Origin of the sequence: Saccharothrix sp. 6-C (assembly GCF_016695385.1) — a bacterium.
Classification (GTDB): domain Bacteria; phylum Actinomycetota; class Actinomycetes; order Mycobacteriales; family Pseudonocardiaceae; genus Actinosynnema; species Actinosynnema texasense.
This window is the reverse complement of record NZ_CP064192.1, coordinates 3,460,522-3,487,034: the sequence shown is the minus strand read 5'-3', so window position 1 is coordinate 3,487,034 and position 26,513 is coordinate 3,460,522. Positions and strand designations below refer to the sequence as shown.

23 protein-coding genes are annotated in these 26,513 nt (G+C 71.4%); 13 read left to right on the top strand and 10 right to left on the bottom strand.

Going from position 1 to position 26,513, the window contains the following annotated elements:
• Positions 1 to 145 precede the first annotated feature (145 nt).
• Positions 146 to 538 (bottom strand): ArsR/SmtB family transcription factor, encoded by a 393-nt coding sequence (locus IOD16_RS14960; RefSeq protein ID WP_123741320.1) that lies wholly within the window; start codon positions 536 to 538, stop codon positions 146 to 148.
• A 39-nt stretch (positions 539 to 577) separates the two neighbouring features.
• The gene (locus IOD16_RS14955; RefSeq protein WP_201440552.1) at positions 578 to 1,174 is read right to left on the bottom strand and encodes a short chain dehydrogenase; all 597 of its coding nucleotides are present in this window, start codon (positions 1,172 to 1,174) and stop codon (positions 578 to 580) included.
• Between the two features lie 70 nt (positions 1,175 to 1,244).
• On the opposite strand from IOD16_RS14955, the gene IOD16_RS14950 reads away from it, so the two are divergent.
• Both IOD16_RS14950 and IOD16_RS14945 read left to right on the top strand, forming a co-directional pair.
• Positions 1,245 to 2,096 carry a LysR family transcriptional regulator gene (locus IOD16_RS14950; RefSeq protein WP_201440551.1) on the top strand — a complete coding sequence of 284 codons (852 nt, stop codon included), beginning with the start codon at positions 1,245 to 1,247 and terminating at the stop codon, positions 2,094 to 2,096.
• Positions 2,097 to 2,157: 61 nt separating this feature from the next.
• Complete coding sequence (locus IOD16_RS14945; RefSeq protein WP_201440550.1) at positions 2,158 to 2,745, top strand: TetR/AcrR family transcriptional regulator; 588 nt, start codon at positions 2,158 to 2,160, stop codon at positions 2,743 to 2,745.
• On the opposite strand, the gene IOD16_RS14940 is transcribed toward IOD16_RS14945, so the two are convergent.
• Positions 2,736 to 2,927 carry a hypothetical protein gene (locus IOD16_RS14940; RefSeq protein WP_236594991.1) on the bottom strand — a complete coding sequence of 64 codons (192 nt, stop codon included), beginning with the start codon at positions 2,925 to 2,927 and terminating at the stop codon, positions 2,736 to 2,738. The genes IOD16_RS14945 and IOD16_RS14940 overlap by 10 nt on opposite strands.
• A gap of 247 nt (positions 2,928 to 3,174) precedes the next feature.
• Between IOD16_RS14940 and IOD16_RS14935 the strand changes: the two genes are divergently transcribed.
• Both IOD16_RS14935 and IOD16_RS14930 read left to right on the top strand, forming a co-directional pair.
• Positions 3,175 to 4,965, top strand: a complete 1,791-nt coding sequence (locus IOD16_RS14935) for an ABC transporter ATP-binding protein (RefSeq protein ID WP_236594990.1) — start codon at positions 3,175 to 3,177, stop codon at positions 4,963 to 4,965.
• A gap of 92 nt (positions 4,966 to 5,057) precedes the next feature.
• On the top strand, positions 5,058 to 5,942 hold the full coding sequence (locus IOD16_RS14930; protein ID WP_201440548.1) for a DUF2268 domain-containing protein: 885 nt from the start codon (positions 5,058 to 5,060) through the stop codon (positions 5,940 to 5,942).
• A 4-nt stretch (positions 5,943 to 5,946) separates the two neighbouring features.
• Here IOD16_RS14930 and IOD16_RS14925 read toward each other — a convergent pair whose 3' ends face one another.
• A complete protein-coding gene (locus tag IOD16_RS14925) occupies positions 5,947 to 6,768 on the bottom strand; it encodes a hypothetical protein (RefSeq protein WP_201440547.1) in 822 nt (273 codons plus the stop codon).
• A 160-nt stretch (positions 6,769 to 6,928) separates the two neighbouring features.
• On the opposite strand from IOD16_RS14925, the gene IOD16_RS14920 reads away from it, so the two are divergent.
• Together IOD16_RS14920 and IOD16_RS14915 are read left to right on the top strand one after the other, a co-directional pair.
• Positions 6,929 to 7,972 carry a magnesium and cobalt transport protein CorA gene (locus tag IOD16_RS14920; RefSeq protein WP_201440546.1) on the top strand — a complete coding sequence of 348 codons (1,044 nt, stop codon included), beginning with the start codon at positions 6,929 to 6,931 and terminating at the stop codon, positions 7,970 to 7,972.
• Positions 7,973 to 8,033: 61 nt separating this feature from the next.
• Positions 8,034 to 8,297 carry a hypothetical protein gene (locus tag IOD16_RS14915; RefSeq protein ID WP_148088656.1) on the top strand — a complete coding sequence of 88 codons (264 nt, stop codon included), beginning with the start codon at positions 8,034 to 8,036 and terminating at the stop codon, positions 8,295 to 8,297.
• 429 nt (positions 8,298 to 8,726) lie between these two features.
• On the opposite strand, the gene IOD16_RS14910 is transcribed toward IOD16_RS14915, so the two are convergent.
• Entirely contained in the window at positions 8,727 to 11,189 is a 2,463-nt protein-coding gene (locus tag IOD16_RS14910; protein WP_236594989.1) for an excinuclease ABC subunit UvrA, read from the bottom strand.
• Positions 11,190 to 11,455: 266 nt separating this feature from the next.
• Between IOD16_RS14910 and IOD16_RS14905 the strand changes: the two genes are divergently transcribed.
• Positions 11,456 to 12,076 (top strand): TetR/AcrR family transcriptional regulator, encoded by a 621-nt coding sequence (locus tag IOD16_RS14905; protein WP_201440545.1) that lies wholly within the window; start codon positions 11,456 to 11,458, stop codon positions 12,074 to 12,076.
• Positions 12,077 to 12,317: 241 nt separating this feature from the next.
• Here the strand turns inward: IOD16_RS14905 and IOD16_RS14900 are convergent, their stop codons facing one another.
• Both IOD16_RS14900 and IOD16_RS14895 read right to left on the bottom strand, forming a co-directional pair.
• The gene (locus IOD16_RS14900; protein ID WP_201440544.1) at positions 12,318 to 12,614 is read right to left on the bottom strand and encodes a hypothetical protein; all 297 of its coding nucleotides are present in this window, start codon (positions 12,612 to 12,614) and stop codon (positions 12,318 to 12,320) included.
• Between the two features lie 228 nt (positions 12,615 to 12,842).
• The gene (locus tag IOD16_RS14895) at positions 12,843 to 13,769 is read right to left on the bottom strand and encodes a hypothetical protein (protein WP_201440543.1); all 927 of its coding nucleotides are present in this window, start codon (positions 13,767 to 13,769) and stop codon (positions 12,843 to 12,845) included.
• A gap of 968 nt (positions 13,770 to 14,737) precedes the next feature.
• On the opposite strand from IOD16_RS14895, the gene IOD16_RS14890 reads away from it, so the two are divergent.
• The 5 genes from IOD16_RS14890 (at position 14,738) to IOD16_RS14870 (ending at position 22,299) form a co-directional block, all read left to right on the top strand.
• Complete coding sequence (locus IOD16_RS14890; protein ID WP_201440542.1) at positions 14,738 to 16,651, top strand: hypothetical protein; 1,914 nt, start codon at positions 14,738 to 14,740, stop codon at positions 16,649 to 16,651.
• A gap of 238 nt (positions 16,652 to 16,889) precedes the next feature.
• A complete protein-coding gene (locus IOD16_RS14885; RefSeq protein ID WP_236594988.1) occupies positions 16,890 to 19,460 on the top strand; it encodes an ATP-binding protein in 2,571 nt (856 codons plus the stop codon).
• Positions 19,457 to 19,912, top strand: a complete 456-nt coding sequence (locus tag IOD16_RS14880) for a hypothetical protein (protein WP_201440541.1) — start codon at positions 19,457 to 19,459, stop codon at positions 19,910 to 19,912. The genes IOD16_RS14885 and IOD16_RS14880 overlap by 4 nt, the downstream gene beginning before the upstream one ends.
• Complete coding sequence (locus IOD16_RS14875; RefSeq protein WP_201440540.1) at positions 19,902 to 20,351, top strand: hypothetical protein; 450 nt, start codon at positions 19,902 to 19,904, stop codon at positions 20,349 to 20,351. Before IOD16_RS14880 ends, IOD16_RS14875 begins: the two co-directional genes overlap by 11 nt.
• Positions 20,352 to 21,648: 1,297 nt before the next feature.
• The gene (locus IOD16_RS14870; protein WP_236594987.1) at positions 21,649 to 22,299 is read left to right on the top strand and encodes a nitroreductase family protein; all 651 of its coding nucleotides are present in this window, start codon (positions 21,649 to 21,651) and stop codon (positions 22,297 to 22,299) included.
• Here the strand turns inward: IOD16_RS14870 and IOD16_RS14865 are convergent.
• Complete coding sequence (locus IOD16_RS14865) at positions 22,268 to 23,392, bottom strand: acyltransferase family protein (RefSeq protein WP_201440539.1); 1,125 nt, start codon at positions 23,390 to 23,392, stop codon at positions 22,268 to 22,270. The two genes, IOD16_RS14870 and IOD16_RS14865, sit on opposite strands and share 32 nt — an antisense overlap.
• A gap of 14 nt (positions 23,393 to 23,406) precedes the next feature.
• On the opposite strand from IOD16_RS14865, the gene IOD16_RS14860 reads away from it, so the two are divergent.
• A complete protein-coding gene (locus tag IOD16_RS14860; protein ID WP_201440538.1) occupies positions 23,407 to 24,429 on the top strand; it encodes a GDSL-type esterase/lipase family protein in 1,023 nt (340 codons plus the stop codon).
• An 8-nt stretch (positions 24,430 to 24,437) separates the two neighbouring features.
• On the opposite strand, the gene IOD16_RS14855 is transcribed toward IOD16_RS14860, so the two are convergent.
• The gene (locus IOD16_RS14855) at positions 24,438 to 25,373 is read right to left on the bottom strand and encodes an SMP-30/gluconolactonase/LRE family protein (protein WP_201440537.1); all 936 of its coding nucleotides are present in this window, start codon (positions 25,371 to 25,373) and stop codon (positions 24,438 to 24,440) included.
• On the bottom strand, positions 25,363 to 26,490 hold the full coding sequence (locus IOD16_RS14850) for an acyltransferase family protein (protein ID WP_201440536.1): 1,128 nt from the start codon (positions 26,488 to 26,490) through the stop codon (positions 25,363 to 25,365). Before IOD16_RS14850 ends, IOD16_RS14855 begins: the two co-directional genes overlap by 11 nt.
• Between the last annotated feature and the right edge of the window lie 23 nt (positions 26,491 to 26,513).

Sequence of the window (26,513 nt, the reverse complement as noted above, 5' to 3'; positions counted from 1 at the left end):
GCACCGGGACCGGCCCGCCACCGCGCCGGCACCGGACCGTTCGGGCTCTCCGCGTCACGCGTGCGTCCGCCGACCGTGCGCGACCGGCGGCGCGGCGGTCGCCGGGCCCCCGACCAGCACCTGCGGGACGCACCGCCCGGCCACCTCACGACCGCTCGCGCGGCTCCGCCCCGCCCGCCCGCCCGGAGTTGTCGCGCGCGTCCCGTTCAGCGGCCTCGGCGATGCGCTTGATGGTCGCCAGCCGCCGGTCCCAGTCGGCGGCCAGCGAGGCCATCCACCGCGCCGTCGCGTCGAGCGCCGCCGGCCGCACCGAGTAGCGCACCTCACGCCCCACCCGGCCACCGGAGACGAGCCCGGCGGCGTCCAGCACGGCGAGGTGCTTGACCACCGCCTGCCGCGACACGGGCAGCTGCTCGGCCAGCTTCGTCGCGGTCGTCTCCCCCTGCGCCGCGAGCAGGTCGAGCAGCTGACGGCGCGTCGGATCGACCAGCGCGGTGAGCACGCTGTCGACTTCTCCGGCGGCGTCGCGGTCGTTCATCCCGGGCACATGATCGCACGCCCGTTGCTCCGAACGCTCCTACAGCACGTAGACCTGACCCGTCTGCGCACCTTCGACCGACCGGACGAAGGCCCGCGCGACCTTCGCCAGGTCGACCGCCTCCATGCCGGGGAAGAAGGCGCCGTAGTCGTCGAGGCTCTCGGTGAACACGGTCGGGCTCACGGCGTTGACCCGCTGCGGCGCGATCTCGATCGCCGCCGCCCGCACGAACGCCTCCACCGCGCCGTTCGCCATGGACGCCGCGCTGCCGGTCGGCACGGGCTCACGAGCCAGGACACCGGTGATGAGCGTGAACGAGCCGCGCTCCGCGATCCGGCCCACCCCCTGCCGGACGAGTTCGAGCTGGCTCAGCACCTTCCCCCGGAACGCGTCCAGGTAGTCCTGCGCGGTCATCTCGGTGATCGGCTTCCACGGCACGTCGCCCGCCGCGCTCACCACCGCGTCGACCCGGCCCGCCCGCTCGTACAGCTCGGTGATCTGCGCCGGGTCGGTGAAGTCGTGGCGCAGGTCTCCGCCGGAGCGCCCGACGGTGAGGACGTCGTGGCCGCGTTCGGCCAGGGTCGAGTGGACGGACGTGCCGAGCGTGCCGCCGGCGCCGATGAGGAGGATCTTCATGACGATCACGCTAGAGCCGATCGGCGCCTTTCGTGAAATACCGCTTGCGCAGCACTTATGCTCCTAGGTCATGAATGTGGAGTTGCGGCACCTGCGGGCGTTCGCGGCGATCGGCGCCGAGGGCACGATCACCGGCGCGGCGGCCGTGCTGCACGTCAGCCAGCCCGCCCTGTCCCGCACGTTGGAGCAGCTGGAGAGCAGGCTCGGCACCCGGCTGGTCGAGCGCACCACCCGCAGCCTGGCCCTGACCGAGGCCGGCACGCGGCTGCTGGCGCACGCCACCCGCATCCTCACCCAGGTGGATGACGCGCTGGCCGAGGTCACGGCCGGGCAGCGGGCGCTGCGCGTCGGGTTCGCCTGGGCGGCGCTCGGCAGGCACACCGTGCCGTTGCTGCGCGGGTGGCGGCACGCACGGCCCGACGCGGAGCTGCGGGTGTTCCGGCCGGACGACCCCGAGGGCGCGCTTCGGCGCGGCGAGATCGACGTGGCGTTCGTGCGCTCGCCGTCGACACCCGACCGTGAGCTGGCGTCCGCCGACCTCTACCTCGAGCAGCGCGTGGCCGCCGTTCCCGAAGATCACCCGTTCGCGCGAGCCCTCACCGTCCGGTTGGGCGACCTCGCCGACCGGCCCGTCGCGATCTGCGCCACCGCCTCCAGCACCAGCGTCGAGCTGTGGCCGACCACGCGCCGCCCCGACGCGCTCGACGTCGCCAACGCCGACGAGTGGCTCACCGCGATCGCCACCGGCGACGCCATCGGGGTCACCACCGAGGCGACCGCGCACAGCCAACCGCACCCCGGCGTGCGCTACGTGCCGATCACCGACACCGAGCCCGTGGCGGTGCGGCTCGTCTGGCCCCGGAGCGCGACCCACCCGGCCACCGACGCCTTCCGCGAGCACGCGCGCCGACTGCTCCGGTGACGGGCCGACGTCACGGTTCGGCGGCCGTACTGGACCGACCAGCGCAGTCCCGGGAGGACCCGTGCTCACCAGGAAGGGCGCCGCGACCCGGCAGCGGATCGTCGAGGCGATGGCCGGGGAGATCCGCGAGCGCGGCATCGACGCGGTCACCCTGGAGGACGTCGGACGGCGCAGCGGCACCGGCAAGGGCCAGCTGTTCCACTACTTCCCCGAAGGCAGGGAAGAGCTCCTGCCGGCGGTCGCCCGGTGGGAGGCCGACCGGGTGATCGAGGACCAGCAGCCGCACCTCGGGCAGCTCACGTCGTGGGCGGCGTGGCAGCGGTGGCGGGACGTGGTGGTCGACCGCTACCGCGAGCAGGGCGTGCACTGCCCGCTCGGCGTGCTGATCACCGAGGTCGGCAGGCGCACCCCGGCCGCGCAGGCGGTCACCCGGCAGCTGCTCGCCCAGTGGCAGCACCAGGTCCAGGTCGGCATCGAGCAGATGCGGGACAGCGGCCGGATCAGCCCGCGCGTCGACCCGCGGCGCACGGCGGGCGCCGTGATCGCGGCGATCCAGGGCGGGGTGACGATCCTGCTGTCGACGGGCTCCGCCGAACACCTGGAAGCCGCCCTGGACCTGTGCCTGGACCACCTGCGCGACTACCGCTGAACCCAGTTGCGCACGACGGGGCGGTAGCCGGGCGGCTTGTCACCGACCTTGACCTGGGGGCTGACCAGCCACTCCTGGTAGTCGGGGGTGAACATCCGGTAGACCGACGCCGGCGGTTCGGCACTGGCCCGGTCCAGCTCGGCGCGCAGGTGCGCGGGCAGCTCGAAGTCCAGCGCCGCCACCGACGCGCCGAGCTGCTCCGCGCTGCTCGCGCCGACACCGGCGCGGGCGGTGGTCTCCGAACTTTCGCCACGGCCTGGAAAACGTTGGCACGGCCGGAATTCTCGACGCGCAACGGGGTGGCCGGTCGTTATTCGATCGCCGTCACCCGGCCCGGTGGGGCAACATCGACAACGCCAAGGTGCCCCCGGAGGGAGTCGGATGGCCGCGCCAAGGTCCGAAAAACCCGTCGACAAACGCAGAACAGCGGTGCTGCTCGCCCTGCGCCTGTACTGGCGGGAGTTGCGCCGACACCGGCTGCTCGGTGCGGGCGCGCTCGTGCTGCCCGCGCTGGGCAACACCTGCCTGCTCTACCTGACGCCGCTGGCGGTCGGCGCGCTCGCCGGTCGCCTCGCCGAGGGCGGCGACACCGGTCTCGCCACCGTGCTGCCGTACGTGCTGGTCTTCGCCGGCCTGATGCTCCTCGCGGAACTGCTGTGGCGCATCGGCGTGCACTGCCTCAACCGCACCGACGGGCGCGGGATCGAGCACCTGTCCACCTTCGGCATGGACGCGCTGCTCGGCAAGGACGCCACGTTCTTCCACGACAACTTCGCCGGGTCGCTCACCAAGCGCGTGCTCAGCTTCGCGTCGCGGTTCGAGGAGTTCGTCGACACCGTGGCGTTCAAGATCGTCGCGAACCTCATCCCCCTCGGCTTCGCGTGCGTCGTGCTGTGGGGCTACCACCCGCTGCTCGTCGTGGTGCTGCTCGGTCTGATCCTGGTGACGGGCTTCGTGGTCGCGCCGCTCATCCGCCGCCGCCAACGCCTGGTCGCCGAGCGCGAGGCCGCTTACGCCCGGCTGTCGGGCCACGTCGCCGACGCGCTGATGAACATGGACACGGTGCGGGCGTTCGCCGCCGAGGAGCGCGAGAGCGCGGAGCACCGCGACCGCGCCGCCGAGACCCGGGTGCTGGCGCTGCGGTCGTGGGACTACGGCAACCTGCGCATCGACACCGTGGTCGCGCCGCTGTCCGTGCTGACCAACGCGCTCGGCCTCGCGGTCGCGGTCGGGGTCAGCGGCGGGCTCGGCGTGGAGGCGATCGTGGTGACGTTCGCGTACTTCACCAACGCGACGCGGATCATGTTCGAGTTCAACCAGATCTACCGGCGGTTCGAGAGCGCGCTCACCGAGGCCGCGCAGTTCACCGAACTGCTGCTCGACGACCCGACGGTGCTCGACCCGGAGGACCCGGAGCCGTTGCGCGCGCAGGACGCCGGGGTGCGGTTCGACCACGTGGCGTTCGCGCACGACGGCGGCAAGCCGCTGTTCACCGGCCTGGACCTGGACATCCCGGCGGGCACGCGGATCGGGTTGGTCGGCCGCTCCGGCGGCGGCAAGACCACGCTCACCCGCCTGCTGCTGCGGCTGATGGACGTCGACGAGGGCCGCATCCTCATCGGCGGCCAGGACATCGCGCGCCTGCGCCAGGCCGACCTGCGCAGCCTGATCGCGTACGTGCCGCAGGACCCGGCGATGTTCCACCGGACGCTGCGGGAGAACATCGCCTTCGCCCGGCCGGGCGCGACCGACGTCGAGATCCGACGCGCCGCGCACGCCGCGCACGTGACGGAGTTCGCGGACGCGCTGCCCGACGGGTTCGACACCATGGTCGGCGAACGCGGCATCAAGCTGTCCGGCGGGCAGCGGCAGCGGGTCGCGCTGGCCAGGGCGATCCTGCGCGACGCGCCGATCCTGCTGCTGGACGAGGCGACCAGCGCGTTGGACTCGGAGAGCGAGGTGCTGGTCCAGGAGGCGCTGTGGCGGCTCATGGAAGATCGCACCGCGCTCGTCGTCGCGCACCGGCTGAGCACGGTCGTGCGGATGGACCGGCTGATCGTGCTCGACCGGGGCGGGATCGTGGAACAGGGCACGCACGCCGAGCTGCTCGACGCCGACGGCTCGTACGCGAAGCTGTGGCGCCACCAGTCCGGCGGCTTCCTGGACGAGACCGGGCCGGCCGCCGGCGAACCGGACCGGGTGGGCGCCAAGCCGGCCTGACCCCGGCCCGCCGGACGTGCGCGCACGGCCGGCGGGCCGGATCGTGTCGTCGGCTTGAAGTTCCAGTCGCTGGAACGTCTAGCGTCCCGGACATGACGATCACGGTCCTGGACACCTACCCCGCGATGCGCGAGATCCTCCGGTCGCCGCAGGCGGACCGGCCCGCGCTGCTGAAGGCGGTGCTCGAACCGGCGGCGGGCATGTACCGGCACTTCCCCGGCGAGGTCGACCTCGTCGCGATGCACCGCATGGGTTCCGGTTTCCCGCTCGACCGCGACGAGCAGCGGTGCCGGGAGGCGCTGGAGGCGTTGCACGACGCCGACGCGTGGCACCGGGTCGAACGCGCCCTGAACGACGCCCTGGCCGTGCAGCTCGCCGCGACCCCCGACCTCACCGTGCCGGACATCACCGTGCTCATCGTCCTCGGCGATCCCGGTGACGCGCACTTCATGGGCCCGAACCTGGGCATGACGGCGAACGGCAGCGTGCCCGGCCACGTGTTCCTGAACTTCTGGCCCTTCCCGGAGAACCTGGCGCGCCTGGAGGCGACCGCGGTCCACGAGCTCAACCACAACCTCCGCTACGGGCCCGGCGGCGTCGTGTGGGACCCGGCGACCGTCACCGTGGGTGAGCACGTGGTGTCCGAAGGTCTCGCCGACGCGTTCGCCCGCCAGCTGTACGGCGACGAGCTGGGCCACACCCGCATCGGCGTGCCCCACCTGCGTGACGACGCGGTGTTCGCCAAGGTCGTCTCCGGCCTCGACGTCACCGGGATGCGGAACTTCACCGCGTGGGTGCACGGCGACGAGACCGCCGTCCGCTACGGCGCGACCCCGGTCGGGCTGCCCACCGGCGCCGGTTACGCCGTCGGCAACCGTCTGGTGGACGCCTACCTGGCCGCGACCGGTCGCACCGCGGCGCAAGCGCTGCTGGTGGACAGCCGTGAGGTCGTCGACGCGGCGCTCACCGCCCGGTAGCCCGCTACCGGGTCGCCTCGAACTCCTCGTACAGCTCCGGGATGTAGGCGAGCAGGAGGTCCAGGGTGCCGAACGCCCCGTTGACCGGGTCGAGCCGCGCGTAGGCGTAGGCGATCTCGCACCCCTTGCGCGACGGCGCCGACTCGCGCACGTCGGTCAGCCAGTCCAGGAACGGCACCCTGCGCACGACCAGCACGGGGTTGAGCAGCGCCGCGTAGACCAGCAGCAGGTCCAGCGCCACGGGGCGGTTGCGCAGGGTCCACCGGTAGAACTCCGAGAACAGGAAGAACCGGCGCTCCACCGCGGTCGGCGCGATCCCGTGCACCTGCTCGGCCACCGCCGCGCCGTGCTCGGTCGAGGCCTGCTCGGCTTCGCTCCACGCCCGGTCGTGGACGTTGCGGACGGTCAGCTCACCCCGGTGCAGGCGGGTCAGGTAGTCGGCCCACCGCGCCGAGCCGGGGTTGCCGAAGTCGTCGGCCGACCGGCCGAGCGCGAGCGCCACGCCGCGTTCGATGCCTTCCAGGATCCCCGCGTCGACGTGCGAGATCCACGTGCCGGGCGCGCCGAGCCCGTGGTCGAGGAAGAACGACAGCACGCCCTCGATGTTGCGCCAGCGGTCCGCCGCGCCCAGTCCCGCGGCGGGACCGCTCTGCACCAACCGCAGGAACTCCAGCCGGTCCGCCATGGCCATCCGGTCGATCTCGGCGGCCGTGCAGTCCAGCGACGCCGCGCACTGCCCCGGCGTCCGCACCTCCGCCAGCGCCGGCACCGGCGCGACCAGCCCGGCCACCAGCGCGAGCACGACTACCCAAACGGATCGCTTCACACGGGGGAACTTAACGCCCCCAGGCGGTCTCGGAGCCCGCAAATCACTCGTTCAGGTTGCGGACACCCGCACCGATCCACCGAACCCGCCGTCGACGCGAGTCGAACGCGCATTCCCACCCGTCACCCGTCCGGACACCGGGTGCGGCAGGATCACCGGCATGGTGAGCCCTGTCGCCGGCGGCGAGGTACCGGAGGGGAAGCGGGACGCCGTGGTGGCGTGCGCGATCTACGTCGACGGCGTGCGGCTGCCCGGCGACTGGTCGCCCGCCGACGCGGTCGCCGAGGTCCGGGCGCGCGGGGACGGGTTCGTCTGGGTCGGCATGTTCCAGCCGGACGAGGACCGCATCCGCGACGTCGCCGACGCGTTCGGGCTGCACGAGCTCGCCGTCGAGGACGCCGTGCACGCGCACCAGCGGCCCAAGCTCGACCGCTACGACGACAACCTGTTCATGGTGCTCAAGACCTTGCGGTTCGTGGAGCACGAGTCGCCGACGACGGCGAACGAGATCGTGGAGTCCGGGGAGATCATGGTGTTCCTCGGGCGCGACTACGTGGTCACGGTCCGCCACGGCCACCACTCGGAGCTGGGTGACGTGCGCCGCCAGCTGGAGGCCGCGCCGCACCTGCTCGCGGCGGGCCCGGCGATGGTGCTGCACGAGATCGCCGACCGCGTGGTCGACGGCTACCGCGAGGTGGTCGAGGCGTTCGGCGGCGACGTCGACCTGGTCGAGACCGCGGTGTTCGCGCCGCGCAGCGAGATCGGCGTCGAGCAGATGTACCTGGTCAAGCGGGAGATCATGGAGCTGCGCAGGGCGGTCATGCCGTTGGCTGCCCCGCTGCGCAAGCTCAGCGAGGGCGCGTGCGGCCCGCTCGTGCCGGACGAGGTGCGGTCCTACTTCCGCAACGTCGACGACCACCTCACGGCCGCCGCGGAACGGGTCGTCGCCTTCGACGAGCTGCTGACCACCCTGGTCGACGCGACCTTGGCCAAGGTGTCGTTGCAGCAGAACAACGACATGCGGCGGATCTCCGCGTGGGTCGCGATCATCGCCGTGCCGACCCTGGTGGTGGGCGTGTACGGGATGAACTTCGACCACATGCCGGAACTGCGCTGGCACTACGGCTACCCGCTGGTGCTGTCGGTGACGCTGGGCGTGTGCCTGGTCCTGTACCGGCTGTTCAAGCGCAACCGGTGGCTGTGACCGACGTGGGAAGGCGGTGGCGGTGCGCTCCGGAGATCCGGTCCACGGCACCATGGACGGCATGATGCGGCAGCTCCCCGCGAAAGACCGACCGGGCAAGGACGCCTGGCTCGGGCCGATCTCGCTGTGCCTCGCCCTGCTCAGCTGGCCGCTGCCGGCCGGCGGCACGGCCCTGGCGGTCGGCGCGGTGGCCTGCGGCGTGCTGTCGATGGCCACCAAGACCGAGTACCGGCTGGACTGGACCGCCGTCACGGGCACGTCCGTCGCCGTCCTGCAACTGCTGCTCTCGCTGATGCTGCTGGTCATGGAGGCCCGCGGCCACTAGGTGCGCGACGCGTTCGACCTCCACCGCCGGGAGCTGCTCAGCCACCTCGGCGTGGAGGACGACGGACGCCCGAGCCCGACGACCGCCCTGAGGTTCGGTCCTTGCGATCCGTTTCGCTGGGCGTGTCCGCGCGGACCCTGCCCATCGTGCGGCCCACTGGCACATTCTTCAGAAGAAGCCGCCGGCACCCTTTCGAAGAAGTGACCGACTAGTCACACAGACCCATTTCTCCTGCCTGGAGCCGGCCAGGATGCGAGAAGCGCGTCGCACCATGTCGCCGAGGTGGACAGGGTGGTGGACCCGGCGTGGACAGCCGACCCCGGCGCGCCGAGGAGCAGCGGATACCGGCACGTCGCGCCGACCTGAGCTGCGCGCATCGGCGTACCTCTCGTCGTTCGCCCAGGCCGGCGTCCGTGTCCGCGATCCCGCTCAGCCGTCGGCTGGGGCGCCGAGCAACGGCTCACCCGCGACGTACCTGCGAAAGAACCTGGCGGTCGGGGTGTCGGCCGCCTTGATGTCGTCGGGTGTCCCTTCCGCCACCACGGAGCCACCATCGCGGCCCGCGCCCGGTCCGAGGTCGACGACCCAGTCCGCGGACGCCGCGACCGGGATGTCGTGCTCGGCGAGCACGACGGTGTTGCCCGAGTCGAGCAGCACGTCGAACGCGTCCACCATCCGCTGGATGTCTGACGGGTGCAGGCCGGAAACCGGTTCGTCGAGCACCACCAGTCCGGCCTTGCCGCTGCCGGTGCCGCGCTGGATCGCGGCCGCGAGCTTGAGCCGCTGCGCCTCACCGCCGGACAGCTCGGTCGCGCTCTGCCCCAGCTGCAGGTACCCCAGCCCCACGCGGTCGAGCGCGGCGAGTGTCGCCGCCAGCTGCCGGGGCTCGGCGAAGCGTTCGACGGCCTCGGCGACGGTCAGCCCGAGCACCTGGTCGATGGACAGGCCCTGGTAGGTGATGTCGAGGACCTCCGGCTTGTACCGGCGGCCGTCGCACTGGTCGCAGACCACCCACACGTCCGGCATGAAGTGCATGTCGACGAGCTTGCGGCCGTGTCCGCCGCACTCCTCGCAGCGCCCGCCCGCCGTGTTGAACGAGAACCAGGACGCGGACAGGCGGCGTTCGCGGGCGCCTTCCGTGCCGGCGAACAGCCCTCGGATGAGGTCGAACGCCTTGCTGTAGGTCGCCGGGTTGGACCGCGGTGTCCGTCCGATCGGCTCCTGGTCGACCACCGAGACCCAGCTGATGGCGGCGGCTCCCCCGACGTGCTCGACCTGGTCCGCGGGCTCGCCGGCGAGCGCCGCCGCCACGCCGGCGCCGAGTGCGCCGAGCAGGCTGCTCTTGCCGCTGCCGCTCACGCCGGTGATGGTGGTCAACCGCCCGACCGGGAACCGCACCTGCGACGCGGTCACGTTGTGGGCGCGCACACCGCGCAAGGTGAGCCACCGCTCACCGACGGGACGGCGGGCCCGGTCGACCCGGGGACCGCGGCCGGCCAGGTACCTGCCGGTGAGGGAGTCCGGGTGCGCGGCGACGTCGGCGGGCGTGCCGGTGACGACCACGTGGCCGCCCGCGCGGCCGGCACCCGGCCCCATGTCGACCACCCAGTCGGCGCGGGCGATCAGCTCCGGGTCGTGCTCGACCAGGAGGACCGTGTTCCCGGCCTCACGCAGTTCGAGCGCGATGTCGAGCAGGTGCACCTTGTCCGCCGGGTGCAGTCCGGTACCCGGCTCGTCGAGGACGAAGGTGATCCCGCTGAGTTCCGTGGTCAGCTGCGCCGCCAGGCGGGTGCGCTGCAACTCGCCGCCGGACAGCGACGTCGCCGGGCGCGAGAGCTGGATGTGCGCGAGCCCGAGCCGGTCGAGGAGGGTGAGCTTGCGCTTGAGGTCGGCCAGCAACGGCCCCCCGACCTCGCGCTGCGCGGCGTCGAGCTCAGCGAGGACCGCGTCCACCCACGCGCGGACCTCGCTGATGTCGCGCTCGACCAGCACCGGGTAGGTCACGCCGCCGACGGTGACGGTGCGGGCCGCGTCGCCGTACCCGGTCCCACCGCAGCTGCCGCACGGCGCCTTGCGCATGTAGGGCAGGTAGCGCTCCTTCGCGCTCGGCGTGCTCGCGTTCGCGAACACCCGCTCCACCTCGGCCAGTGCGCCACGCAACGGCTCGGTGCTGGTGTAGCTCCAGGTCGCGCTCTCGTTCTTGTTGGGCATGTCGATCGTCGCCTCGATCGCCTCGTCGCCCGTGCCGTGCAAGACCTCGTGCCGGAACTCCTCCGGCAGGTCCTGCCACGGCCTGCCGAGGTCGACGCCGCGTTTCTCGGCCAGTGCGGGCACGAACACGTGCTCGCCGGACCGCCACTTGCCGTACCAGGGAGACGCACCGCCGAACAGCGGCAGCGTCGGGTCCACGACGATCAGGTCCTCTTGGGCCTGCCAGCGGCCACCGACCCCGTGGCACTGCGCGCAGTGCCCCTCGGGCGAGTCGCGGTCGAAGTGCGCCGTGCTCAGGTGCACGTGGTCGGCCGCGAGCCCCGGCAGCCGCGAGTACAGCAACCCGAGATGCCCGTCGATGCCGGTGACCGTCGCGACCGTCGACCGGGGATTGCGGTTGAGCCGCCGCTGGTCGACCGCCAGCGTCGGCCCCAGCCCGAGGATCCGGTCGACCTTCGGCCGGTTGCGCTGCGGGATGTACTGCCGAACGAACGGCGAAAGCCCTTCCAGGTAACGAAGTTGCGCCTCACTGTGAACAGTGTCGATCGCCAGCGACGTCTTCCCGCTCCCGCTCACCCCCGTGAACGCGACGACCCGCCCTTTGGGAATCGTCACCGAGACGTTCGCCAGGTTGTTCGTCCGGGCCCCGTGCACCTCGATCTCCGAAGCGTCGCGTGCCACCACCGTCGTCCCCCTCTGAGCAGTCGAACCATACTTTTCGCGTTACGAGAGCCACATCGTGCGGCTTCGTGCCGTGGTCGCGGTCGCAGCCGATTTCCGGTCGAAGCGCGGTGGCGGGGAAGCGCCCGCCCGCTGCGGAGCTGGCGCGGGCGGGGAGGAATGCACTCCGCGTTGCACCAGCGACGAGGGCGCCCTTGCCGGTGAGCGACACGTCCTCTGACTCCGATCACCACGTACATAAACGATCGTTTGGTTATAGTAGCAGCATGCCACGCCCGAAGACCCGATCAGACGAGCACGTGCTCGACGCGGCGCTCGCCCTCGTGCACGAGGGCGGCATCGAACGCCTCACGTTCGCGGCACTCGCGGATCGCTGCGGACTCTCGCCGGCCACCCTCGTGCAGCGTTTCGGCACGAAGGCCGATCTCACCCACCGCGCGCTGCTACAGGCTTGGGACCAGCTCGACGCGCTCACGGCCGAGCTCGCGCGGACGGTGCCGAGGTCCGCCGAGGGCGCTGTGGCGTTCCTGCTCGGACTGTCGAAACAGTACGAGGGGATGGAGCCGTACCGGAGTGGCCTGCTGGTCCTGCACGAAGACCTCCGGGACCCCGTGCTCCGCCAACGGGGTACTGCCTGGGAAGAGGCACTCACAGCCGCTCTGGACGAGTGCTTCGCCTCGACACCGGACGCGCCCGAGCGGATCGGCCACGCCCTGGCTTCGCACTGGCAAGGAGCGTTGACCTGGTGGGCGTTCCACGCATCACGCCCGATCACCGAGTACCTCGCCGACAGCCTGAACGAGGTCATCGCGATGCTCGTTCCCTCGCTGCGGCCCCGGCCGGACGAAGCGACAACCGCGGAAAGACCACAGCCCCAACGCACATGACTGTGCCTCAACCGATCCGAAGCCAGCGGTCCTGCCGACGGGCAGGGAGTTTCATGCCGGGTCGCGTGAAGGGTTACTCAAGGCATGGTGCAAGCGGTGTGCGGCTCGGACACTGTCTGGGTCGCGCCATCAGTCGCACGACACACCGCGGCCTGTTGTCGACTGCCGGCTGGCACGAACACACACGGCCGCCGCAACCAGTCCGTGAGCGCCGCCCGATCCTCAAGCGGGACTTGGGACTTCACCCTGGATGTCGGACACCGGTGCGCCGTGCGTCCTCGATCCGGATCCAAGTGCGCAGCGACTCGTGGTCGACCCCGAGATCCTCGGCCACTGACGTGATCGTCGCGCCGGGGTGGGACCGGCTATGAGGACTCCCGCCGGGCACCAACGACGTGTGGGCGATGCGGGTCGAGATCGCCCACACGTGCTGCTCGGTGCGGACACCGGTCCGTCGCCCGCTCGGCGAGCGGTCGGCGCCGGCGCGGTTCCACACCTGGTGGCCGGTGTGACGGCGATTGCCCAGGATCTCCACCACCGCACGCAGCGACCAACCGGGATCTACCCCACGCCCGTCACGTTCCGGGTCCGTGCCCGCAGCGCTGTGCCCGGCCAGGCCCGAGTAGCTGTTTCCGAGCTACTGGGGCGAGCCTGCGCGCGGCTCGCAAGCGCCGGCACGGGGGCGCGGGCTGGATTGCGGGCGCGGCCGACCACCTCGTCCGGGAGCCCTTCAGCTCTTTCACCGCGTGCCGGTGAGGCTGTGGGCTCACTTACCCCTCCGGACCGGCCACTGTTTGCGGTTCGGCGCCACCGCCCCGGGCGTGCCGGGGCGAGAGGGATGCGTCGGGCCGAGGATGCGGGTGGCGACTGTCGTGGCGGCGGTCGGCGGCGCGGGAGTCGGGGTGAACGACGCGGGCGGCACCGCGGCGGTTGAGCGGCGGCGCGTCCGCACCTCCGCCTCCAGCCCTTCGACATTGTCCCGCCACACCTGTTCGACCTCCTGTGCGTACGTCGTGGCCCGCTGCTCGCGAACCGATGCGTCGCGGCCGAAGGCGGCGAACCACCCGCTCCACGTGATGGGGCTGTAATCCATGGTCACCAGCTCGCGCCACACCCGGTCGACGCGCGCGGTCAGGTCGGGGTCCCGCAGGTTGACCGCCGCGTCCGACAACGCCCGCAGCCTCTCGGAGACGGAGATCCGGAACTTGAACAGCCGGTTGGGGACCCGCCACGACCAGGCCGCGGCATCCTGCTTGTCGTAGGGGGCCGTCCAGGTCACGGTGATGTCGCGGCTCAGGTAGTAGTCGAGCCAGTGGAAGCACCGCTCGCACGGGAACAGTTCGGTGTGCACCCGCACGACCCGGCCGATCGGCGTGCCCGTGAGCTGCTCCCTCCGGGACCACTGGTAGCCGGCGGCTCCCGCCGCGCGGAGGGCATTGCGCTCGGCGTGCTGGTCGGCGTCCGTGCCGCCGCTGGTACTGGCGTGCTCGTTCCCCAGGACGTGCGGTGCGGTGAAGGACCCGTCGGTTTCGCGCTCGGCCACGTACACCGCGGCGAGGTTGACGTCGAAGCCGTGACCGCCCGCCCGGCGCGCTCTGTCGGTGGTCGCTTCCTCGCCCTCCCGTCGTTCGGTCAGCCGCTGCACGACCGTGGTGACGGCCCGGTTGCCCGCGGTCAGCTGCCACCGCAGCATCACGTGATCGGACGGTTGCGCGCCGTGACGAAGGTGACCGGCGGGCTTGGGGTGTTCTTCCCAGGTGTGCATCCCCGAAGCTTCGACCGCCGCGCGGGGCGTCCTCAACGGGTGGGCGGGCAGCCGGGCGGGACGGCAGGTCTGCCCGCACGTCCCCGCAGACAGGAGCTACCCCCAGTGCCGTTTCTGAGCTTGAGCAGGTGAGGGCCCCTTGGCGCGCAGACGAGGAATTCCTGGCAGATCGGACGCGGTTCCACCGCGGGTGCCCTCTGCCGCCGTCTGGCGGCATCCCACCAACCCAGCGTGCGGACGACTCGGTATCCCGCGGATGTCACCGACGCCCAGCACCTGACGGGAACACCCGACCTCGAAGTACTCCCCCCACGATCGAGCCGCGCCCTCCGGTGAGCCTCACGCGACATCCGACATCCGACATCCGACATCCGACTGCCACGCCCGCGACGTGCGGGGGTCCTGGTGCTCATGCGTGGAAGCGCGACCGTGCAACAGAAACCGCAGGCTCCCGACCGGAGCGGTGTTCGGGGCTGGGATGCCCGGTGGGATGATCACGGCGATCCCACCGGTGAGGTGGTCGGGCGTGGCAGGGCGGACATCGTCGTGCGCGGTCCTCGGCGAGCCTGTTGAGACGCGTGATCATCCAGTTATCCGAGTCCGTACAGCCAGGTGGGGAATCAACCGTTCCACCGGCGTCCGCCGAACCGCACAACGTCGAACTCGACGTGCAAAAGCCACTTTGCGTCCGCAACGGAGCGGACGTAAAAGTTGATCAGATCAGTCGTATTCCCGGTGGCTCGTCGGTTCGAACTGCGGTTCGGGTGCGCTGCGTTCTCGCAACAGCTCCGCGGGTCGATTGTCGTCCGATCCGGTGACTCAAAGCGACAGCACCATGACTTGCGGTGATTCACCGCTAGGGTCGCTCGAAGGCGGACGAGGGGAGGTCATCCGCGATGATCGGTGTGCCGTCGGAGGAAGGTGTTGCCGGGGATCTTGACGATGCCGATACGGTCCGACTCCCGATCGTGCCGTTAGCTCGGGCTTCCGCTATGGCGCCGCTGGTGCGGGGGCTGTTCGACGGTGTCGAGCGTTGGGGGTGGGAGTTCGCGCCGCTGCCCCGGTTCTCCCTGACGCTGGAGCCCGCGCCCGAGTGGCGTGAACCCGCCGAGGTCGTGGCCGCGTGGCGGTTGCGCAGGCAGCGGTTGCGGCAGGTGCCGTGGATGTCGGCCGGTGTCGGCGCGGTGGCGTGGGGCGGGTGGGCGCTGCCGTTCGCCGGCGCGGTCGTCGTGGACGTGGCGATGTCGGTGTGGCTGGTCGCGGGCCTCGCGGTGGTCTTGGTCCGGCAGGTCGCGGTGCCGCGGTCACGGGTGCGGGCCGCCGGGCGGGAGCGCGATTTCCGCTTCGACCTGTTCCGCCATCGGGTCGGCGAGTGGCGTGCCCGGATGTCGGCCCGGGACGAAGTGCTGCGGGTCCGCGCGGTGGCCAAGGAGTGGCTTCCGCTGCGACCGACGGGGTCGGCGGCGCGCGTGGAGGTGTTCGGCGGCACCGGTGACGGCTGGGCGAGCCTGGTCACGACGGTCGGGAGTGCTCTGTTGCGGGCCGGCAGCTCGGTGTTGGTCCTGGACTTGAGCGAGCGGCGGGTCGGGGACGACCTGGCCGTCCTCGCCGACGCGGCGGGCCTGCCGGTGTCGGCCTTCGCGTTGGCGCGCGACGATGGCACCCTGTTGCGTGGATTGGACGCCGACGAGGTCGCCGAGGTGATCGCCGGTGCGGTGGCCACCATGCGAACCGGCACCGAAGCCGCCGACCTGCGGGTGGTCGACGCCTCCATCCTCACCGCCGTTGCCGGCTGCCTGAACAGTCCGGTGACGGCCGCGCGGCTCGCAGCCGGTCTACGGATCGTGCGGGGTCACTACGACTCCGAAGGGCCGTTGACCCAGGCTGAAACGCGTCGGCTCACCGGCCACATCGACGCCGTCGGCAACACGGACCGGGTCGTCAACGCGTTGCAGTCCCTGACGAACCTCGTCGAACTGATCGCCACCGACGAGCCGTTGGGCGAGCCGGTGAAGTGGTCCGGACCGGGCCTGACCGTGCTTGCCACCGAAGGGTCACACGCTCGCCGCAAGGACTTCCTCGACCGGGTGTTGTTCGAGCGAGTGCTGCACGCGATGCGGGTGCGCCCGCAGCAGAACGGCAGTGACGTGGTGTTCGTGGCTGGTGCCGACCGGATCGGGCCGGCCGCCGTGGAGGACTTGGCCCGTCAGGCGCGGCGTTGCGGCGTGCGACTGGTGCTGATGCTGGAGCACCTGCGCGACGACCTCACGCGGTTGCTCGGCGGTGCTGACAGCACGACTTTGCTGATGCGGCTGGGCAACCACGAGGAGGCCAAGATCGCGGCGGAGTTCATCGGCCGTGAACACACCTTCAAGGTCAGTCAAATCACCCGTCAGGTCGGGCAGAACTTCACCGAGGGTTACGGCGAAGCGACGGGAACCCAGAGCAGCACCTCGCGCAACGAGGGAACGCACCACAGCCGGCCGGACCGGGCGCGGTGGTTCGACCGCAAGGCGGGCAGCAGCGGGAGTTCGGCCGGCACGACGTCGTCGCGGTCGGACACCTGGCAGCACACCGTGAACTACTCGCTCGCCGATTCGGAGAGCACCGGCACCACAGAGTCCCGCGTCTACGAGTTCACCGTTGAACCGACGCAGCTGCAGGGCCTGCCGCCGACAGCCTTCATCCTCGTCGAACACGGTGGCGGCGGACATCGCAGGGTCGTCCTGGCCGACTGCAACCCCGGGATCACCCTCCTGCCCAGCGCGGTCGGCGGCTACGGGTGGGCGGAAGGAGTCCGACGTGCTTGAGCCGGCCCTGTTCGCCAGTGCACGGATTCTCCGGCTGCGCTCCGCGCCGCGCCGGGCGGACCCCGACCCGGTGCCGGCCCAACTGTTCGCCGCGTTGACCGCCGCGCATACCGGGCTCGAAGGCCGCGGACTGGTTTTCGCGGCGTGGCAACGGGTAGCAGGCGATCCACGCGTGCAAGTGCTGTTCGGCGGAGTCCCTGGTTTCCCGGCCGCGGCCGGGACCGGCGGGCCGGGCGACGTGCTTCCGCTGTTGTACCCGCCGGGCAGCACCGCGGAGGTCGTCGACGCCGACGAGATCATCGGCGGCTGGCGCGACTTCCCGGTCTGGGTGCGTTGCGCAGGCCGGTTCGACGCGCTGTGGCAACCGGTGGACGGCGGCCCGCGTTCACCGGGCCGGGGCGGGTTCGACGACTACGTCGCGCACCTCGGCGAGGCGTTCGTCTGGTTGACCGTCGCACAACCCCTCGCGACCGGGTACGCCGACGATGAACTGTCCACACTGGAGGTGGCGATTCCGCCGCTGCGCCGGGAGACGAGGCTTGAGTCCAGTCGGATCGCGCTGCACCGCGCGGAGGGCCGCTACCGGGAACTGTCCCGTGCGCTGACGACAGGTTTGTGGGACGTGCACGTCCTGGTCGCGGGCCAGGACGAAGCGGCGGCGCGGCGGGCGGCAGCGCTGTTGTGCGGTGCGAGTGACCTGGACGGCCTGCCCTACTCACTCGTGGCGGCGGGCGAATCCGGTTCCTTCGAGCGCACGGTGGCTGCGTCGGTCCCGGATTCGCCGTTCGCCGCGGGGGGCGAGCTGCTGGCCGCCCTCGTACGGCCTCCGAAGCGTGAACTGCCGGGCATCCGGTTGACCGAGCCCGCCGCGTTCGACCTCACCCCGGAAACAGGGGGTTTCCTCGCGCTGGGCACGGTGCTGGACGACGCGGACCAGGCAGCGGGGCCGTTCACGGTCGCGGAGGGCACCTTGAACCGCCACACGTTCGTCGCGGGTGCGACGGGCGCGGGCAAGTCGCAAACCGTGCGGCACCTGCTGGAGCGGTTGCACCACGCAGGCGTGCCGTGGTTGGTGGTGGAGCCTGCCAAGGCTGAGTATGCCGCGATGGCGGGCCGCATCGGCGAGGGCCTGGTGACCGTGATCAGACCGGGCACCCCCGATGCCGTTCCGGTCGGCCTGAATCCGCTCGAACCGGAACCCGGTTTCCCGCTCCAGACCCACATCGACCTGGTGCGGGCGCTGTTCCTGGCCGCGTTCGACGCCGATGAGCCGTTCCCGCAGGTGCTCAGCCTCGCGTTGAACCGCTGCTACACCGAGTTGGGTTGGAACACCGTGTTGGGCGAGTCACGCCTGCCGGGAGTGGTGCCGAAGTACCCGACACTGGCCGACCTGCGGCGGATGGCCCTGGAAGTGGTCGACGGCATCGGCTACGGCAAGGAGGTGACCGACAACGTCCGGGGTTTCATCGACGTGCGGCTGGGAGCCCTGCGCCTGGGCACTCCCGGCAGGTTCTTCGAGGGCGGCCACCCGCTGGACGTAGCGGATCTGTTGCGGCGCAACGTAGTGCTCGAGATCGAGGATGTCGGCAACGACCAGGATAAGGCATTCTTCATCGGTGCGGTGCTGATCCGGCTGCACGAGCACCTGCGGTCCCGCAGGTCCGAGGGTTCGACCGGCCGGTTGCGCCACGTCACGGTGCTCGAGGAGGCGCACCGGCTGCTCAAGCGCGCCGAACCGGGTTCACCGACCGCGCACGCCGTGGACCTGTTCACCTCCCTGCTGGCCGAGATCCGCGCGTACGGCGAGGGCATCGTGGTGGCCGAGCAGATTCCGTCGAAGATCGTGCCCGACGTCGTCAAGAACACCGCGCTCAAAATCGTGCACCGGTTGCCGGCGGCGGACGACCGGGACGTCGTCGGCGCGACGATGAACCTGGACGAGGCGCAGTCCCGACACGTCGTCTCGCTCCCGCCCGGCCGCGCGGTGGTGTTCACCGACGGTATGGACCGTCCCGTTCGGCTGACCGTGCCACTGGGTGAGGACCGGGAGAAGCACCTGCCGGGAGCCGCCCCGGCAATCCGGGGCACCCGGAGCGTCGCATGCGGTCCGACGTGTCGCGCGCGGGCGTGCCTGCTGCGCGAGGTCGACGCGGCCGCGACGGCCGCGGACGACCCCCGGCTGGTGTTGTGGATCGAACTGCTCGTGGTGGCGCACCTGGTCGGCAGACCCGCACCTGAACCGGAGCGGACATGGCTGGCGAAGCTCGCCACGAGGTTCGACGCGCGCACACTCGAGTGCGCCATCGCGCACCGGGTGCAGACGGCGGTGGACCTCCGCTATGTCGGGCTGGCGGCGCACTACCAGCCCGAGGCGCTGGCCGAGCACGTCGCGGCATCCGCGCTGTCCACAGCGGGCGGAGGGGTCACGTCGTGCGACGGGACAGAGGTGCGGTGGCAGGCCGGCAAGTACCGGTGGTTCGACGTGGTGAGAGCGCTGGTGGAGGCCGAACCCGACGCCGGCCGCCATCCCGACACGGCGAGCTGGGCCGAGCGCGGCCTGCACCTGACCGGCGATACGGTGGCGGAGCAGCTCACGGACCTGGAAGCACACCCCGACAGCTGGTTGCCCGACGACACGGTGATCACCGGCGACGGCGTACCGCCGGTCTACGAGCAGGCGTTGGCGAAGCTGAGCCGCGTGCGCCCCCTGGGCCGGAGGTTCCTCGCAGTCACCGGCTTCCTGGGTCTTCGGACCACGTGGCCGTTGACCACGCTGAACCTCGCTGATCAGACACGGGGTGACCGATGAGTGCGGACAGGAACATCCCCGCCGAAGAGCCGAAGCCGCCCGATCGGCCCGTCGAGTTCGACGAGGCGGAGGCCACCGGTCGGGAGACCGGGTTGGAGGAGTTACCCGAGGGAACCGCCAGGCGCTCGCTGCGCGAGGAGCGGGTGCTGGAGACCGACACGCGCGACAAGGTCGTGGTGGAACCCGCGGCCAAGGAGATCGTCCAGCACGCGGACCAGCGAGTGCTCAAGGGCGACGGCGACCACTACGTCCGCGGCGTCCGCAACGAGGACCTCGTCTACTACGTCGACGGTGTGCTCGACCGGCAGGTGCCGAACGTGGAAACCAGGTACCCGGGCGGCGGCCGAGTCGCCCACTGGGACCGGGACAAGGAGGCCCTGGTCATCGAGGATGGTGACCGGGGAACGGTGTTCACGCCGAAGAGCGGAAGGGACTACTTCGATGACCTCTGAGGGTCAGGAGCTTTCCGGTGAAGGTGTCATCCGGCTGCGGACGGACGAGTTCGAACTGCTGCGGCAGGTCGTGCGAGAGATCCGCGAACTCAGCGACGACCAACTCTCCGCTCTGAGCGTGCGGCGCGATGAGGTGGACGTTCTCCGCACGGCTGTGCGCAGTGTGCACGGAGAGCTCGCCGACAGCGACTACACCGCCTTGGACGTCGTGCTGGACCGGGATTCCGCCGGTCCCCCTGCGGTGACCCGCACGGAGCCGACCGGCACGGCGAGGGTCACGGGCATGCTCACGCAGGCGACGGCTGTCCGACTGCCCGGCCTGATCCATTACGTGCGCGACTGGCTCGGCGGACTGGAACTGAGCCACCGCACCGGAAGCGATCCGGCTCAGCTCGACGCCCTCGCCGACCGCTTCCCATCCGCCGGCTCAAGCCGCTGACCGCGGACACCGATCTCTGTCCTGCCCGCGAGCGGGGCGGCCCCAGTCGGCACGCCACGCCCTGGCCGTACCAGTCGTCTTACCCACACGAGCAGAGGCGGTCCTGCCGCCTGCCCACCGCCACGGTGTCCCGTCTTCCCGCACGAGCGGGGATGGTCCGGCGCAGGTCGCCGAGCGGGCCAACGCGCCGTTGTCTTTCCGTGGGAGCGGGAAGGGTCCCTCACCGACTCGTCGTGGCGTGTCCCGCCCGCGAGTTCCCCGCGCCAGTGCGCCGTCGGAGTCTCGTTCACAGCCAGACATCGGGGTGGATCGGTCACGCCCACCAACGCCGGAACCTGCTCACCGCTGACTCCGCCGACCTGGACTACGCCGTCGACCTCGGTGAACGGGCGGTCTCCGCGACCGCGGACGACGACGTCGCCCTCGCCACGAGGGAGGCCCGGCTCGCTGCCGCGCACCGGGGGCGGTCACGCACCTCGACCGGTATCGCGTCTCGGGCGAGGTCAACGACGTGGAAACCGCCGTGGAACCGGGTGAGCGCGCTCTCGCGGGCAGCCCGACCGATGCCCCGAGCCGGGCGCGGACCTGCTCACCTTGCGGCCGACCGCCTGGGTTTCGGAACTTCACCTTCGACGGTGAGGATCGAAGCTGTTCCTGACGCCGCGTCCACGAGATCGCCACTCATCCTGCCGGTATCCACGACCAGGTCGTGACCAGGCGGTGGAGCAGGGCAGCGGCCGGCACGGCCACCGGGTCGAGCCCCATCGCGGTCAGCAGCACGGACCCGGCCGGGACCGGTCAGCGCCGATCGGAGGGCGGCCCATGCGGTCGCGAGCGCGCGACGTGCTCGGCGTGCTGTTCACCGTCCCATCGTGGTGCAGCGCAGCAGGACTCCGCCGGCGCGGCGCCCCCGCGACGCGCCCCGATGTTCGGCACCGAGGACAGCGGCGCGATAAGGTACTGGCCGCCCACCGCGCTGTGGACGATGAGCCCCACCCGCACGCACACCTGCTGCGACGCCGTGACGAACCCGCTCCCGACCGAGAACCCACCTGCTCATGAGGCCTCCCCCCACCTCCAGCCCGACGCCGCGAACGACGGCTCCTCGATCATGCCCCGGCGGTTCGTGGCACGCGATCACCGCGGTTCGACGGGACGGTCACCGCCCGACCGGAGCCGATCCTGACGCAGGGCGGGGTCGCGAGGATCGCGGCGGCGGTCGCGGTCCGCACGGCGACACCTTCGCCGCGTCCCCGGACGCCGTTCCTCGACCCGTCCACCCGGGAGTGCCCCGACGATGGCCCTGATCGACCTGTCGCCCGACGAGCTGCTCAGCACCACGCGTGCCGTCCGACGGAGGTTGGACACCTCTCGACCGGTCGAGCGCTCGCTGTTGGAGGAGTGCCTGGAGCTGGCGGTGCAGGCGCCCACCGGGCGCAACCGGCAGCGGTGGGAGTTCGTGGTGGTCACGGACGCGGACAAAAGACGTGCGGTGGCCGAGTGGTGGCGCAAAGGGCTGAGCGACCCGACCCAGCACGTTCCGCACGACGGGGTCGACCGCAACGCGCAACCGGTCGGCACCCAGCCCAGGGAACGGGCCAGCGGCGCCGCCCTGTACGAGCGGTTGCACGAGGTGCCGGTGTTGCTGATCCCGGCGGTGCACGTCGTGCGGTCCGAGCGTCCCTCCACGGTCGCCCAGGCCAACACCTGGGGATCCATCCTGCCCGCCGTCTGGAGCTTCATGCTCGCCGCGCGCTCGCGCGGGCTCGGCACCGTGTGGACCACTCCGCACCTGCACTACGAGCGAGAGGTCGCCGAGGTGCTCGGCATCCCGTACGAGTCGGTCATGCAGGTCGCGCTGATCCCGGTAGCACACACCATTGGCACGACCTTCCGCCCAGGTCCCCGCGCGCCGCTCAGCGAGGTGGTGCACTGGGACTCCTGGTGATCCCACGCGGTGAACTCCACCTGCGCACGATCGGCAGCTCCACGCTCCGGTACAGCGCCCAAGACGCGAGGACGCACAGCACCAGGAACACCAGCACGACGCCGATCGCCGGCACCGTGCTCCACGAGGAATCCCGCCCGATCAGGCGATGTCCGTACTCCAGGATCATCTGGTGCAGCACGTAGAACGCGAAGGATATCTCACCGAGCCAGACGCCGAACCGGCCGCGCACCGGTGACCACGTCCCGCGCTGATCGGCCTGCGCCCCCGCCATGATCACCAGGGTGAGCGGCACGATGTTCGCCGCCACCATCCCGAAGTCGAGCGGCACGGAGAGCATCAGCACGTAGCCGACGACCGCGAGCACCAGGGCGACCGGCAGCCCGACCGGCGCGCGCCCGCCGGTCATCAGGACGCGCGCGGCCACGATGCCCAGCACGAAGTCCAGCACGCGCACCGGGGGGAACAGGTACACGAACCAGAAGTGCGAGGCGGGCAGGTCCGGGTTGAACGGCACCTTGGGGTCGCCGGGGAGCAGGTGAGCCACCAGCGGCACCGAAGCGACCAGGAGCACGACCACACCCCCGAGCACCCACAGCCGCCGGGTGTCCAGGGGACGGATCCACCGGTGCAGCAGCGGGAAGAGCAGGTAGAAGAGCAGTTCGCAGCACAGCGACCAGCTGACCCCGTTCATGCTCGCGAAGTTGCGCATCAGGGGGATCCAGGCGTGCACGAGGAACAAGTTCGGCAACGCGACGTCGAGCGCCGGCACCACGCCGATGCCGAGGAGCAGCGCACCGGCCACGACCCAGCCGACGACGTGGTTCGGGTATATCTTCACGAGCCTGCGCCGCCAGAAGCGCAGCTTCGTGTCACCGGCTCGCGCCGACCACGTCAGCACGAAACCGCTGAGCACGAAGAAGAACCCCACCCCCGGCCAACCGGCGAGGCCGAAGGTCGAGGCGTACCAGCGGTTGACCGGGGCGTCGGTGAAGAACCCCTCGAACGTCGAGTGGGAGGCGAACACCAGCAGCGCTGCGACGAACCGGAACCCGGTCAGCGTCGGCAGCCTCGTCAAGTCGGTCCTGTCCATTCCAAGCTCCCGTCATGATCACGAGGTCGACCGTGCACCCACTCGAACTGCGTCCCGACGACGAGCGCGTCACCTGGGACGGCGTCGCCCGGCTCGACGAACGAGCGGACTGGTGGCAACCGTGGCGACTGACCGCCGACCAGGTCGCCGGGACGCTGTCGCCCGAGGTGCTGTCCAACACCCGGACGGCGGCCGGTGTGCGGTTCGGGTTCCGCACCGACGCTTACGAGGTCCGCGTGGACCTGAAGACCGAGCTGTGGGGGCCGCTGCCCAAACCGCTCGACGTCCTGGTGGACGGCGTCCTCGCGCACCGCCTGGAGCTGTCACCGGGCGTCCGGACCGTCGTGGTCGCCCTCCCCGGCTCCCCGGTCGACGTGGAGCTGTGGCTGCCGCACTGGTGCGCCACGGTCGGCGTGGGCCCGCTGCGGTTCTCCGGGACCGCGGTGGAACCCCTCCGCAGGACCGGGCCGCGCCTGGTCGCCTACGGCAGCTCGATCACCCAGTGCGTCATCACCCCGGGGCCCAGCGAAACCTGGCCGGCGCTCGTCGCGCGCGAACGCGGGTGGCGGCTGCGCAACCTCGGGTACGCGGGCCAGGCCTACCTCGACCACGCGCTCGCGGTCGCCGTCGCCGACACCCCCGCGGACGTGGTCGTGGTCGAGCTCGGCGTGAACCTCTACATCCGGGGCCCGTTCGACCGCCGCACGCTCGGCTCGGCGGTCACCGGGTTCCTGCGGACCATCCGCGCGGCCAACCCGCACGTGCCGGTCGTCGCGTTCTCGCCCTTGGTGTGGGCGAGCCGCGAGGACGTGCCCAACGTGCACGACCTGACCCTGGCGCAGGTCAGGGAACGGGTGCACGAGGCGGTCGAGTTCGTCCGCCGGGACGACGAGCGGATCACCCTCGTCGACGGCGCCGACCTGTTCGGCGCCGTCGACGCCCACCTCGCGCCCGACGGCCTGCACCCCGACGCGCGCGGCGACGCGGTGATCGCCTCCCGCCTGGGACCCGTGCTCGCGGCGGCGCTGGACGGGTGACGGGACCTTCATCGGAGGGCGATCACCGAGACGGTGAACGGCGTGTCGGGCGGCAGCCCCTGGTTCCGCCGGTCGAACTGGCTGTTGACCACCAGCAGCCGATCGCCCGCCGGCGCGACGGTCGTGGGGAACCGCACCCCCGGATCGGCCAGGCGGCCGGTGATGGAGCCCCGCGTGCCGTCCCGCGCCAAGCGCACCTCGGCGACCAGGTCGCCGAGCGGCTGGGCGACGAAGAGCGTCCGGTCGCGCAGCACCATGCCGTCGCCCCCGGGCAGTCGGAAGCCGCCGAGGTCGACGCGTGTCACCCGCCGGTCGGCCAAGCCGATCCGCCACAGGTCGCCGGTCTCGGTCTGGTCGACCAGCAGGCTGTCGCCGTCGGGCGCGAGCACGATGCCGTTGAGGTTGTACCCCGGGACGTACCTGATCGGTGAGCCGGTCAGGTCCAGCCACGGCTGCGCCGGTCCGGAGGCGGCTCCCGCCGGGATGCGCCACAGCACCGGCTGGAACGAGTCGGTCACGAACACCTCGCCGCCGGGTGTGACCACCACGTCGTTGGGCAGGGAGCCCGCGCGGGTGGTGTACACGGCCTTCAGCGCGCCGGTGCGGGCGTCGTGGGCGAACACCTTCTCCGTCGCGCCACCGGCGACCCACAGCGTGCCCGTCCAGTCGACCTCCGCGCCCAGCGCCGACGTCCGACCGTCGCCGCCCGCGGGCAGGAACGGCCGCACGGCGCCCGTGCGCACGTCGCCCCGCACCACGGACCCGTTGTGGTTGCTGGTCACGTAGAACCAGCCGGTCCGCTCGTCGACCGCGACGCCCTCCGGGAACACCGACTCCGCGGGCAACCGGACGGTCGACGGGCCGTCGACCGCACCGACGACGTCGGCGTTCGGCAGCACCAGCAGGGTCAGGGCCAGCGCGGCGGTGAGGACCTCACGGCGCATCGCGACCACCACCCACCGCTGCCGCGCGGGAGCGGCCGAACCGCCGCATGGCAGGTCTCTCCACGATGGCGTGCAGCGCGCCGGCGAGCGCCAGCGACACCGCGAGCAGCCCGAGCACGACCAGGACCGCCACGGGTGTGCTCCACGAGCCGCCGCCGAGCAGCCGGTGCCCGTAGGACAGCACCAGCCAGTGCACCATGTAGAACGCGAAGGACGTCTCCCCCAGCCACTGCGCGACCCGACCCCGCAGCGGCGACCTCCGGCCCGAGATGTCGGCCGACGCGCCGGTGCCGATCAGCAGCGCGAGCGGCACGGCCGTCGCCGCCGCGAACTGGTAGGGCGTCGGCGCGACGAGCGCGACGACGTACCCCGCCGCGACCAGCGCGGTCGCCGGCCCCAGCCCGATGTCGACCCAGCGCCTCGTCAAGACGAGGCGGGCGACGAGCATGCCGAGCACGAACTCCAGGGCCCGCACGGGCGGGAAGACGTACAGGAACCAGAAGGACGCCATCGACGTGCCCGGGTCCCACGGCACGCTCGGGCTCGACGGCAGCAACGCCCCCGCGACCGGGACGACCAGCAGGACCGCCACCGCGACGGCGACGGCCGCGCCCCGCAACCGCTCGGGGCGGATGCGCTTGACCAGCGGCAACAGCACCGGGAACGACAGGTAGAACAGCACCTCGCACGCCAGCGACCAACTGACGTTGTTCATGCTGGAGAACACGTCGCGCACGGGCACCCAGGTGTGCACCAGCAGCAGGTTGGGCACGGCCTGGTGCCACCCGAAGGCGGGGCCGAACGCGAGCATGAGCACCACGGCGGCGGCCCAGGTGACCACGTGGTTCGGGTAGATCTTGACCAGCCTCCGGCGCCAGAACCCGCGCGCGGTGTCGGTTTCGCGTGCCGACCAGGTCAGCACGAACCCGCTGAGGATGAAGAAGAACGACACACCGGCGAACCCGAACTTGTTGACCGCCGCGTAGTACCCGTCACCGACCGGCCTGTCGGCGAACACGCCCTCCAGCGACACGTGGAAGGCGAACACCATCAGCGCGGCGATGAACCGCATGCCGGTCAACGTCGGTAATCGTCGGTCGAACCGGATCTCCCCCACCGTTTCCCCCAAGTGACGTGACG